Genomic DNA, 12028 nt, shown 5'->3' on the forward strand with positions numbered 1-12028 from the left:
TCGCCGGTCATGGCCGGACATGCGTCCGTTGGCTCGACTGTATGTCATTCGACCGACTATTCACGAATAGCCATTTACGGCGCCTGTCGCGGCTCCTAGCTTAAAGAGCGTTTGCTGGTACGGTACTCTGTCGGTGTCACGCCAAGGTATCTGCGAAATATCTTCGAAAGTTGTCCGCCACTTCCCATTCCACATCGTCGCGCGATCTTGTCGACTGGAAGGTCGGTTTCAGAAAGAAGATGGCAGCACTTATCGAGTCGAACGTATAGGAGGTAGTCGGACGGGGTCACACCCATTTCCACCTTGAAACGTCGCAGGAAGTTCCGTTCACTCATTGCGACGAACTGCGCCGCTTCCTCAATCGTAATCGCTCTGCCGCAGTTCATTTCCAACCATTGCGCCGAGGATTGGATTTTTTCACTCACGGCTCCAAAGACGTTCTTCTTTGGAGTAGAAGTAAACTGTGCCTCAAAACGCAATCTCAATGAGCCGGTAATCTCACGTGCGATTTCCGCGCCGAGGTCCTCTTCAATCATTGCTAGTGCGGCTCGCAACGGAGTGCTTGGTCGTTGGGAGGTAGGCACTTTCAGTCCGTGCCAGGCAACCGCATTGGCACCTTCGCCGCGGCGCGATTTGCGTGACGTATCAGGAGATTGATCTTCGTCCGATACTAATCGCCTCTCGGCTATTGGGAAAATTCGCTCGCTGCACAAGTCCAGTCGGCTCAGCCAGGCAATCAGGCGCTCCTCACTCAGCATGCTGTGGACACTGGCGCCTCCGGCAATGAAGAGCGCCTGAAAGTCGTCCGTGTGGCCGGGTGATTTGATACTGTCGGTCCAGACGAACACTGAAGACGAACTCGCTATCCTGCCACCGCTGACCGATAGGAGATGAACGTCGTAAAGCGGGCTACCGATGCGCATGGACGCGCAGAGCGCATTGGCTGACTGGAAAATCTCCACTACCGTGGCTGCCTCCGGTAGCGAAAAACCGTTGAAGAGTGCAATACCAATACGTTTTACGGAGCGATCGTCATGAAGTATCTGAGGCTGAGTCGCATAGCGATTGCAGCGGGCAAAAAAGACTGCCATCCAGCCATCCCCCGAGAATAAGTGGCCTCCTACGGCTACATTTGAGCCGATTTAACTATCTCGACAATCGTACACAAGCGGCGTGCATAAACTCGCTGGATGGCTGAATAGGATAATAAGTTGGCGGGCACGGATGGCTCGTAGCGCGCAGGCAGAATTTCGATGGTAGTGGCGGTCCGTGTCGCGATGACTGTATCTTTTATAAATATTTCGGTATCCTACTCAGTACTGACATGTTGTCCTACACGGCAACATGCGAGTACTCTTTGCCACGACGCGCCGAGACTTCACTGTTGTAGAAGCGACAGATGCTCGTCCAGGTACGTGCGAAATTCGCCGCGTACCTCAGGATGCCGCAGCGCAAATTCCACCGTCGCCTTCAGATAGCCAAGCTTGCTGCCGCAATCAAAGCGTGTGCCTTGATACTTGTAAGCGAGTACCTGTTCATCGGCAAGCAGCGACTGGATCGCATCCGTCAACTGAAGTTCGCCGCCGGCGCCCGGCGTGATCGTGCGCAGATGTTCGAAAATTCGTGGCTTAAGCACGTATCGACCCACCACACCTAGATTCGAAGGCGCCTCGGTCGGGTCAGGTTTCTCAATGATGCCCGCCATCTTGATGATCGAATCACCCCATTCCCTGCCGTGGATGATCCCGTACGACCGGGTATCCTGAACCGGAATTTCCTCAACACCGATCACCGAGCTATGGTAATGATCGAACACCTCGATCATCTGCATCATGACAGGGGGCGTACCGTATAGAAGGTCGTCTGCGAGAATGACGGCGAACGGATTGTCGCCTACCAGTTTTTCGGCGCACATCACCGCATGGCCGAGACCGAGCGCCTCCGCTTGACGTACGTAAAAGCAATCGACATGGCTCGGCTTGATGCTGCGTACCAACTCCAGCAACTTGTCCTTACCGCGCGCCTCCAGTTCCGCTTCGACTTCATACGACTTATCGAAATGGTCCTCAATTGCACGCTTGCTCCGGCCCGTGACAAAGATCATTTCGGTGATGCCTGCCGCCATTGCCTCTTCCACCGCGTATTGAATCAGCGGCTTGTCAACGATCGGCAGCATCTCTTTCGGGCTGGCCTTCGTGGCAGGGAGGAACCGGGTGCCAAGACCCGCCACTGGAAATACTGCTTTAGTCACTTTTAGCATGTGAACTCCGAATGTCTTTTATAGGATCGATCTGCGATTGCCTGCATTGACGCCTCGCTCGCAGACGACGCTGCTTCCCAGGTCAAATTGCGCTTAGGCTCACCCTTGGGGGGATCTATCGACTGTGCCCCCGCGCGGACCGACTGCTTTTCGCGCTCTTCCGCCGATCACGCCGCAGCATAGGGCCTCATTCAAATAGGTAGCCACGCATGGCGGAAGCGATTCGGCTTTTGGCCGAACCGGACGTGATTGGCGCACCGTCAATCGATGGATCAGGCAGACCGAATACATTCGAATTGCCTCTGTCCTCTCTGACGGCTGCTGACGAAAGACGCTACGTTTCGCGCTCGAAGCAACGTGGGTTGCTCAAAGCCGCTTGCCGGCGCGGTATTCTCCCGGCGTTGTCGCGAGATGTTTGCGGAAGAGTTTCGCGAGCCGGCCACCGCATCCAATGCCGCAACGACGCGCGACTTTGTCGACCGGCAGATCGCTTTCAAGGAGGAGGCGGCAGCTCATATCAAGCCGCACATAGAGCAAATAGTCAGAGGGCGTCATGCCCATTTCAACCTTGAAGCGTCTCAGGAAATTGCGTCCGCTCATGACGGCAACCTGAGCCGCTTCGTCGATCGAGACAGGTCGATGACCGTTCGCTTCCAACCATTTCGCCGACTTCCTGATCTCTTCGCTAACGCCGGCCGAAATGTTCTTGCGAACAATAGCGGTGAAACGGTTTTCCCCAGACGGTGCAACCCAATCAGCGACCTGACGCGCGACTTCGGCGCCAAGATCCTCCTCGACCACTGCGAGCGCGTGTCGCAATGAGCTGACCGTGGCGCTCGAAGGGTTGCTATCTGCAGCGGTCCGTACGATGCCACCAGTGGCTTCGCCGTAGCGTCTAACGCTACTGGCCTGCCCAAAGCCCGCAGCGTCGAGCAGCAACCTTCCTTCGTCGATGGGGAATACTAGTGCGCTTCTCGGATGAGTCCGGTGCAACCAGGCAATCAGACCATTATCGTGTAGTGCATTGTTCACGCCTGCGCCGCCAGCAATAAACAAAGCGTGAAAGCCCTCTGACTCGCGGTGTGCCTCGATGTCTTCGGTCCACACAAATACCGACGAAGAACTGTCAATCCTGCCGCCCGTGGCCGACAACAAACTGACTCGGTAACGTATGCCGTGGCGTGGGTCGCTCTCGGTGAGCGCATTCGCTGACTGAAATACCTCCGCGATTGCCGCGGCTTGGGAAAGCGCAAAGCCACTAAACAGCACGACGCCGACACGCCTTACGGTGACGATGTCGGGCGAAATGTGGAGCGACATTTCGCTGTCAGTGTGAACGGCTGAAGAACACTCCATCAGAATTTCCCCGGCAATTAGTTGGCCCTATTCGGCTTGCCTTGAGCCGGACGATGTTGTCGGGCCAATCGTACATAGGGATGATCCGGGTCATAAATCATTGGCTGAATCGACCAACATGTTGGCCGCTATGATCAATTCGTGGTGTCGTTCAAAACTGGATAGCCATAAGCGGAATTCGGCACGCGCTTACAATTAATTTTTTTAGCTATTTTTTAAACTCCAACATATCGAATCTGTTGACACATCATGTCCGTCTTTGCAAATCGTCAATTTACAGCTAGTCGCTGTGATTGCGGCAAATAGGTGTACTGCCCGCGAGTCGAGCAGCCATCTTCAAATCGCTCTGATGCGATCGCCTGGCGCAGCCGGCACCTTTACGAACGGGATACTCATGGAAGACATCCTTCAGATGCGGCTGCGAACGAAGGCTAGCGCACTCAAGGGGCGCACTATCGGTTCTTCGAATACGCGCTTATCATCTGCCAATCCCATACCGCAGTCGCCGACCGCATCCTGGATGCACGCAGGTATGGTTCGCCCGAAACTGCCTCGCCAAACTATGGCCTTATGTCCTGCGTCCCAGGATGGACAGCACGTCGGCGGCGCTGATGTCGGGCAATTGCTTGCCAATCATGTCCCAGAAGATCAAGTCGTGCATCGCGCTGGCATCTTCGGCCGTGTCCCACTCACGGGCACCGACGATGGAATCAGCGGTTTCGCAGGCAGCATTAACGATTGTCTGAATGTCTTGTCTGTGCATGAACGCGTTAACGGCGGCACGGTTGGCTTTTTTAGACCGGTGTCAGGAAAAGCCCTACTTTGACGGCCCCAAAGGTCTGTAGCGCAAACGCTAGCCGCAACGCACCGGCATCAGTGTCTCAATGATTTATTTATATCACTCAACATATAAAGCATTTCAGAAGGCGCTCTATACACTCCGTCTCATTCTATAAAAATAATACCACCCCAGCATCTCCCAATATTTCGGCATTACGCAGTACTCATCCGGCATAAATGTGCACTGCGCCCGTAAAAGTCCAAATCACCCAGTGTCTCAAACTGCCAATGTATTGGCTAATTCAGCCATGTAATAATTGCGCATGAGTCATTTGTATAGTATGCGTTAATAAAAACAAAGACAGAGTCGTGAGAAGAGACTTTGCAGGCCAAACATTCCGGGGGAAAAAATGGAACTGGTGCATACGCTGCCGCGCTGCTCGCGGCAAAGTGCGGAGGTGACGCAAGCGAACGACATCACTCGCGTTGACATAGCGTTGTTCGATGGTTTTGCGCTGCCAAAGGTCGCAGCGATTGTCGAAATCCTTCAGAAGACAAACGCACTCGTCGCAGCGCAGCGATCGGGCCGGACACGCTACGATGTTTCATTGCTTTCGGCGTCCGGTGGCCGCATCGCGAGTTCATCGTCAGTGTTCGTTTGGACGGACAGCGTCGACTCGCACCGCAGCACAAATGACACGCACCTGCTGTTCATCGCAGGCGGTGCAGGCGCGCAGCACGCGTGCCGCGACGAACGCCTTGGCAATTGGCTGCGCCGCAGGCACCCTTTCAGCGAGATCGTTCATCCGATCGCGGAAGGACGGCTGCTTCTGGAAGCGGCCGGGCTTCCCAGCCGCTATTGCCCGCTTCTGTATGGCGGCAATGAAGTGCACGATCTTTATCAGACACGCCCGCTGACTGAAGCACCGACTGCCGTGCACACAGTACTGCGCGTCGTCGAAGAGGATTTGGGACCGGATCTGGCGCGGCTGGTTGCCCAATCCGTCGCGCCGGAGCACAGGACGCCCTTCAACGCGTCAATGAACCACAACGCAACGTCGCAAGTCAGCGAAAAGATCATGGCCTCGGCGCGTTGGCTGGAGGCCAATGTTGATCGCCCCATCTCTATCGACGATGCAGCCCAGGTCGCAGCAATGAGCGAGCGCAACTTCCTGCGGCGCTTCAAGAGCGAGATCGGCATGACGCCTTCCGACTATCTGCTGCGGGCGCGCCTGAATATGAGTTGCCGGATGCTCCTCGAATCGCGTTTGCCGGTCGACAAGATCGCCCGGCGCTGCGGTATCGGCAGCGGCGGACAATTGGCCAAGCTGTTCAGAAAGTATCTGGCGACGACACCGACCGACTACCGTATGGGCAAAACAGCACCTCCGGGCGGCTCGTCCTGAGCGTATGTAGCGAACTCACCCTGGCCCGACATGCGGGCGCATCACGCCTATCAGCTTCAATCACGGTAGCACTTAACCCAGGATAAACAGTTGCCTTGTCCCGGTTTAAAAGTAGGCAAACAATGCCTCCTTGAACAACCGGGCGCTCGGATCAATCGGCAAAGACTTGAACCGGGCGAGTGAACTATTCAACCTGAAGAAAAACTGACCGTGAAAATCGCAATCCTTCCTGGCGACGGCATCGGGGCCGAGATCATCGCTGAAGCCATCAAGGTCCTGAACGTCCTGGACCTGAAATTTGAAACCGAGTTCGCCCTGGTGGGCGGTGTGGCCTACGCGGCCCACAATCATCCGTTGCCAGAAGCCACGCTTAAACTGGCGAGGGAGGCCGACGCCGTGTTGTTTGGCGCCGTAGGCGACTGGCGATATGACACGCTGGACCGCCCTTTACGTCCCGAGCAGGCGATCCTGGGCTTGCGCAAGCACCTGGGTTTATTTGCCAATCTCCGCCCCGCGATCTGCTACGAGCAACTGGTCAGCGCTTCGAGCCTCAAACCCGAACTGGTCTCTGGCCTTGACATTCTGATCATCCGCGACGCAACCGGCGACGTCTATTTCGGCCAACCCCGTGGACGCCGCACCGCAATGGACGGTCATTTCCCCGGCGCGGAGGAAGGCTTCGACACCATGCGCTACTCGCGCCCCGAAGTCGAGCGTGTCGCCCATGTCGCCTTCCAGGCCGCGCGCAGGCGCAACAAGCGTCTCACCAGCGTCGACAAGGCCAATGTGCTGGAAACGTCTCAATTCTGGAGAGACGTCGTGACCGAAATCGGCAAGGACTACCCCGATGTGGAGCTTGACCACATGTACGTCGACAACGCAGCGATGCAACTGGTCAGGGCGCCCAGGAAATTTGACGTGATCGTCACCGGCAACCTGTTCGGGGACATCCTCAGTGACGAAGCCGCGATGCTCACTGGCTCCATCGGCATGCTGCCATCGGCCAGCCTGAATGCGAGTAACCAGGGCTTGTATGAACCGAGCCACGGCAGCGCTCCTGACATCGCGGGCAAGGGCATCGCGAATCCATTGGCTACGATACTGTCCGCGGCCATGATGTTGCGTTTCTCACTCAACCAGGGCGCCGCTGCCGACCGCATCGAATCTGCGGTCAAGGATGTGCTCGCGTCGGGGTTGCGTACGGCGGACATTTACTCCGAAGGCACCACCAAAGTCGGCACAAGCCAGATGGGTGATGCAGTCGTAGCGGCCATTACCAGGAGAGCTGCCACGGCTTGAAGCCTTCCAGAAGCGCACGCGGCATCACCGTCAAACGGCGCCGCGGATTGCCGCCTTCCGCCTCGTAAAGCTTCTTCAGCACCGTCTGGAGAACGTCGCCAAACCATCCCTGAACACCGGCAATCGCGCTACCGCATCGACGCGCCAGGAACGCGCGGTGGATTGGGTCGGGCCAAAGAATCATCGACAGATATTCTGAAAGGTAGAGCCGGTAGCATACGACGCAATGTCACGGCATCTCCTTTCAATAACGTATCGTTAACATTTCATTTCGATGTCAACCCACATCCTCCCCGGCGGCGTCTTCGCCGTGACTCTGCCCATTGCGGCATGGGGAATCTGACGCTTGAGACAGCGGCAGATCGCTCACACACAAGAAGTATCGCAAACACGCGAGGGGCCCCTTCCAGCCAGGCCTGGGCGCGGACCTACCGCTCGCATCACGCGCAGAAGCTGCGGTCATCAATACGCCGCGCGTCTACCGGAATACTCAACTTAGAACCCCTATGTCCTCCACTGCTCTTAGCGCGCCCTCTTCTGTAAAACAAGCTGCGCCCAGCCTTGTGCTCGGCGCAATCGGGGTTGTCTTTGGTGATATCGGAACCAGCCCGCTCTATACGCTCCGCGAGTGCCTGAAGGCGGCAGGCGGTATCACGCAAACCAATGTGTTCGGCATTGTGTCGCTGATTCTGTGGTCGATCATCATTGTCGTCACGCTGAAGTACGTCAGCTTCGTCATGCGCGCAGACAACGATCGTGAGGGCGGCATCCTGGCGCTCACCGCACTGGCATCCGGCGTCGCTCCTGCGCGGTTGCGCGGCGTTCTACTCACGCTTGGGGTATTCGGCGCGGCCATGTTCTATGGCGATTCGATGATCACGCCGGCAATTTCGGTGATATCCGCCGTGGAAGGCGTGACACTCGTGGATCCCCATCTCAGCGAATGGATCGTTCCTATATCGCTTGTCATCCTCACCGGTCTGTTCAAACTTCAGAAACGCGGCACGGGCGCGGTCGGCAAAGTTTTCGGTCCGGTGATGATCGTGTGGTTCGTGACGCTCGCGGCGCTCGGCCTCTCCCATATCGTTACCCATATCGCCATTGTGCAGGCCGTCTCGCCGCTCTATGCCATCAGATTCGTCACCCAGGCGCCGACCACCGCGTTCGTCGTGCTGGGCTCGGTCTTTCTGGCGCTGACTGGCGGCGAAGCCCTTTACGCCGACATGGGCCATTTCGGCAAAAAGCCGATCCGTCTCGCGTGGCTGCTTCTCGTGCTACCCAGCCTGGTGCTGAACTATTTCGGTCAGGCGGCGCTGGTTCTGGAAACGCCGTCAGCGATTGCTCAACCATTTTTTCAGTCTGCGCCTGGCTGGGCCCTCGTGCCGCTGGTCGTGCTTGCCACAGCAGCCACGATCATCGCGTCGCAGGCCGTTATCTCGGGTGCTTTTTCAATGACCAAGCAGGCCGTGCAGCTCGGCTTCCTGCCGCGCATCCCGGTCGTGCACACGTCGACGCACGAGATCGGGCAAGTGTATGTCCCGTTCATCAATGTCTCGCTTTACGCGGCCGTCGTCTTTCTCGTGGTGTTCTTCAAGTCCTCTGACAATCTGGCGGCGGCTTACGGTATCGCCGTGGCATCGACCATGCTGCTGACCACCTTGCTGATGTACTTCATCACCCACTGTCTTTGGAACTGGAAGCCGCTTGCAACCGCGGTTGTCATCGGTCCGCTCGCCCTGGTCGACGCGGTGTTCGTATCCAGCAACGTTAGCAAGGTGCTTGAAGGTGGCTGGTTTCCGCTGCTCGCCGGGGGTGTGCTGTTTACCGTGATGACAACCTGGCACAAGGGACGCGAGACGGTGGTCGGCAAGATGAAAGCCGACAATATGCCGCTGGTGGCCTTGATCCACTCCCTGTGCGACGGTGAGCACGCCCCGCCGCGCGTGAATGGCACGGCTGTTTTTCCGGGTGGGGTCGTAGATATGGCGCCCTCCGCGTTTCTGCATAACCTGAAGCACAACGGCGTCATGCATCAGGTCAACATCTTCCTTGCTGGTACAACCGACAACGTGCCGCATGTTCCCGACGAGCGGAAAGCGGTTGTGGTCGACCTCGGGCACGGTTGCTACGCCGTCACGGTTCACCACGGCTTCATGGAAATTCCAAACGTTCCTGCCATTCTCGAACTGGCGCAGAAACAGATGCCGAACTGGACATACGAAGCGGCGGATACGTCGTTCTTCCTCGCGCGCGATACCATCGTAGCGACCGGTGAAAGTAAATCGATGCCGCTCTGGCGTGAGAAGCTGTTCGCGTTTCTTGCAAGAAATGGGGCGCAGGCGGCCGAGTATTACAGCCTGCCCGCTAACCGCGTGGTGGAAATGGGCGGTCAGATTAATATCTGAGCTCCCACAGCCAATCGCAGCGCGTCAGACCAAAATGGGGTTGCGCAGCCCCGCCACGGCTTCATTGCCGACGCGTTGCGGCGGGCTTTGCGAACCCAGGCTTCGACTGCCGCGTGCTGTCGAAGCCTGGGTTCGCGAAACCCTCATTCTGGGTTGGGACCCACTCCCAGTTCAGTTAGCCACGCCTTGACAGCGGCGCCGATGACCTCCGGGTGATCCTCTTGCAAATAATGAATGCCGACGCCGAGATTGATAACTCTGCAGTCCTGAAGTTTCTTCGCAAAACTTTCAGCGAAAGTTCGCGATACCAAGGCGCCTGGATCTGCCGTGAAAAGCAGCTTTGGGTAAGACGACCGCACCAGCGCGTCATGCGCTTTCGTCAAGGTTGAATACACATCCGCCGGCTCGCCAGCGATCGGCAATTCGTTCGGGAAGCGCCACGTGGGTCGCCGCGACTCGGGAGTAGGAAATGGTGCTCTGTAGACGGACATTTCCTCGTTCGTGAGTTTTCGTGCGGTTGCGCCGGGGAGAACCCGCTCTACGAATGCATTATCTTCAAGGATCATCTTTTCACCCACCCCGGGCGTCCGGAACTTCTGGAAGGTTTCGCGTGCATCAGCGTGAAAATCCTCCCACGTCGGCATGGGCCGGATGAACTCCATAAATGCAAGCCCACGGATGAACTCGGGTCGGCGGGCCGCCAGGTGAAATGCCAGGGCGGTTCCCCAGTCCTGCGCTATGACGAACGCCGATGAGATTCCTGCGTTCGTGAGGAACGCATCCAGGTACCGGACATGATCGGCAAACCGATACTCGATGTCTGGTTTTCCCGATTGACCGAATCCGATGAGATCCGGTGCGATGCAATGCGCCACGGGCGCAACCAGCGGGATGATATTGCGCCATATGTACGAGGAGGTCGGGTTCCCGTGTAGAAAGAGCGCGACCGGCGCTCCGGCATTTCCGGCTTCCCGGTATGCCATGGTCGAACCCAAAACACTCACTTGAGGCAAGACGACATCAGAAAGCGAGGTCATTTCTGCTCCTTGAAAATGGTTTCGAAAACGATGTTCTTGAAGCGATCAAGCGCGGCAGGGCCGCGTTCGACCTTCATACGGAGAATTGCGCCTTCCCATGAAGCCAGGAGGAATTCGGCGAGATCCTGCGGATCGAACGCTGACTCTATTTCGCCGGCGGTTTGAGCCTCGGCGATACACGAGGCAAACGGAGCACGCCACTCCTGGAATATTGCTTCCAGCCTCTCGCGCAAGAGTTCGCTTTGAGACGCCGTCTCAAGACTGAAATCGCCGATCAGACAACCGCGGTTCCACTTGTCGTCTGCCAGTACGCCGCTAATGATGTCCAGATACCGTTTCAGGCGCTGCCGCGGCGTAAGAGACGTGTCGTCCAACGCTTGTTTGACGAGCTCTTTGGTATGCGCGAAGTAGCGGTCAAGTACCTCTTCGGCAAACGCCTCCTTGGAACGGAAGTGATTGGTGAACGAGCCGTGCGGCGCACCAGCGGCTGCGCAGATGTCGCGCACACTCGCGCCCTCGTATCCCGATCGAAGCATGACCTCGAGGCCGGCGTTAAGAATGTCTTCGCGAAATGATGGCTTGCCCATGATCCAAATACAGTCGTGCGCATTCATCAAAATACAGTCGTGCGTATTGGATGTCAAGCTCTGTTTAAGTCGTCGCATGCACCCGCGCGCGCGTCGCCGGGAACACGCACCAGTTCCCGTCATCGTGCCGGAAGAAAAGCAACGCGCGGGCGCCGGCCGATGACGAGGTGCTGACGCACACGTAGCGTCTGCCATCCGAACGGGTGCGACTGAATTCAGTCACCCGAAGCGGGCTTCCAGGTGCCGGGGCAAGCCACTTTTCTACCTGGCAGCGCAGTGACTGCTCGCTTGAGTTTTTCATCAGTGTCTCCGAGAAACCTCAGCCTTCAGGTAGGGGAGAATGTCAATTTCCCCTCCAACAAGTCGGAGGACATGGGCGCGGTGTCGCCACACCTATACCGGGGTGATTCAGACACCCCAGCGCCGTGCCTTCTGAGAGTTGACGCTGGGCGTTGTCGCCAACCCTATTGCCCGATCTGGCGGCTAACGTGGTTTTCCTGCTGGTTCAACGCGTAGTCCTCACGCTTCGTGATGTGGCTATGATCCTGGCTTGCCATGTCACGCTCTTCCTGGCGAATCTGACGGTCGTCGCGATGCAGTCTGGCCGCTTCGCTATGCGACATGTCTCCGTCACGGACCGCCTGATGAATGCGATGATCCTGATTCGCGAGTCGTTGGTTCACTTCCGCGCGGCGCGGATGAGTCGCGTCCCAGTTCGTTTCTGCTGACGCAATGCCACTGAGGGACATCGCGAGCGTGGCAACAGCGGCGAGTTTGTAGGCGATTTTCATGGTCATCATCTCCAATCCGGTTGACAGGCGGCTTTATAGCCGTTCATCTGCTCAACGCCGCTGACGACGCCGTTGTTGACCGTGGAGTTGTGAGTTCTGAAACGGAA

Annotated in this window: 12 protein-coding genes; 3 read left to right on the forward strand and 9 right to left on the reverse strand. The window is 57.2% G+C overall.

All coding sequences use genetic code 11. From position 1 onward, the window contains the following. Positions 1-95: 95 nt before the first annotated feature. The 4 genes from PQQ96_RS28300 to PQQ96_RS28315 all read right to left on the reverse strand — a co-directional run bounded on the left by PQQ96_RS28300 (position 96) and on the right by PQQ96_RS28315 (position 4379). On the reverse strand, positions 96-1091 hold the full coding sequence (locus tag PQQ96_RS28300) for a GlxA family transcriptional regulator (protein ID WP_408298785.1): 996 nt from the start codon (positions 1089-1091) through the stop codon (positions 96-98). A gap of 287 nt (positions 1092-1378) precedes the next feature. Next, positions 1379-2260: a UTP--glucose-1-phosphate uridylyltransferase GalU gene (gene galU / locus PQQ96_RS28305; RefSeq protein ID WP_408298787.1), complete on the reverse strand. Its 882-nt coding sequence runs from the start codon at positions 2258-2260 to the stop codon at positions 1379-1381. A 366-nt stretch (positions 2261-2626) separates the two neighbouring features. Further along, positions 2627-3616 (reverse strand): GlxA family transcriptional regulator, encoded by a 990-nt coding sequence (locus tag PQQ96_RS28310; protein ID WP_408298789.1) that lies wholly within the window; start codon positions 3614-3616, stop codon positions 2627-2629. A gap of 568 nt (positions 3617-4184) precedes the next feature. Then, positions 4185-4379: a hypothetical protein gene (locus PQQ96_RS28315; protein ID WP_408298791.1), complete on the reverse strand. Its 195-nt coding sequence runs from the start codon at positions 4377-4379 to the stop codon at positions 4185-4187. A gap of 427 nt (positions 4380-4806) precedes the next feature. Between PQQ96_RS28315 and PQQ96_RS28320 the strand changes: the two genes are divergently transcribed. Together PQQ96_RS28320 and leuB are read left to right on the forward strand one after the other, a co-directional pair. Continuing rightward, a complete protein-coding gene (locus tag PQQ96_RS28320; RefSeq protein ID WP_408298793.1) occupies positions 4807-5802 on the forward strand; it encodes a GlxA family transcriptional regulator in 996 nt (331 codons plus the stop codon). Between the two features lie 210 nt (positions 5803-6012). Next, complete coding sequence (gene leuB, locus PQQ96_RS28325; RefSeq protein WP_408298795.1) at positions 6013-7101, forward strand: 3-isopropylmalate dehydrogenase; 1089 nt, start codon at positions 6013-6015, stop codon at positions 7099-7101. On the opposite strand, the gene PQQ96_RS28330 is transcribed toward leuB, so the two are convergent. After that, complete coding sequence (locus tag PQQ96_RS28330) at positions 7076-7285, reverse strand: hypothetical protein (RefSeq protein ID WP_408298797.1); 210 nt, start codon at positions 7283-7285, stop codon at positions 7076-7078. The two genes, leuB and PQQ96_RS28330, sit on opposite strands and share 26 nt — an antisense overlap. Positions 7286-7607: 322 nt before the next feature. On the opposite strand from PQQ96_RS28330, the gene PQQ96_RS28335 reads away from it, so the two are divergent. Then, positions 7608-9506, forward strand: coding sequence for a potassium transporter Kup (locus PQQ96_RS28335; RefSeq protein ID WP_408298799.1), 1899 nt, complete (start codon positions 7608-7610; stop codon positions 9504-9506). A 143-nt stretch (positions 9507-9649) separates the two neighbouring features. Here the strand turns inward: PQQ96_RS28335 and PQQ96_RS28340 are convergent, their stop codons facing one another. The 4 genes from PQQ96_RS28340 to PQQ96_RS28355 all read right to left on the reverse strand — a co-directional run bounded on the left by PQQ96_RS28340 (position 9650) and on the right by PQQ96_RS28355 (position 11921). After that, a complete protein-coding gene (locus PQQ96_RS28340) occupies positions 9650-10543 on the reverse strand; it encodes a haloalkane dehalogenase (protein ID WP_408298801.1) in 894 nt (297 codons plus the stop codon). Continuing rightward, positions 10540-11157 (reverse strand): TetR/AcrR family transcriptional regulator, encoded by a 618-nt coding sequence (locus PQQ96_RS28345; RefSeq protein WP_408298803.1) that lies wholly within the window; start codon positions 11155-11157, stop codon positions 10540-10542. The genes PQQ96_RS28340 and PQQ96_RS28345 overlap by 4 nt, the downstream gene beginning before the upstream one ends. Positions 11158-11194: 37 nt before the next feature. After that, the gene (locus PQQ96_RS28350) at positions 11195-11431 is read right to left on the reverse strand and encodes a hypothetical protein (protein ID WP_408298805.1); all 237 of its coding nucleotides are present in this window, start codon (positions 11429-11431) and stop codon (positions 11195-11197) included. Between the two features lie 163 nt (positions 11432-11594). Beyond that, positions 11595-11921, reverse strand: coding sequence for a hypothetical protein (locus PQQ96_RS28355; protein ID WP_408298806.1), 327 nt, complete (start codon positions 11919-11921; stop codon positions 11595-11597). Positions 11922-12028 lie beyond the last annotated feature (107 nt).

Source organism: Paraburkholderia sediminicola (assembly GCF_046027825.1).
Classification (GTDB): Bacteria; Pseudomonadota; Gammaproteobacteria; order Burkholderiales; family Burkholderiaceae; genus Paraburkholderia; species Paraburkholderia sediminicola_D.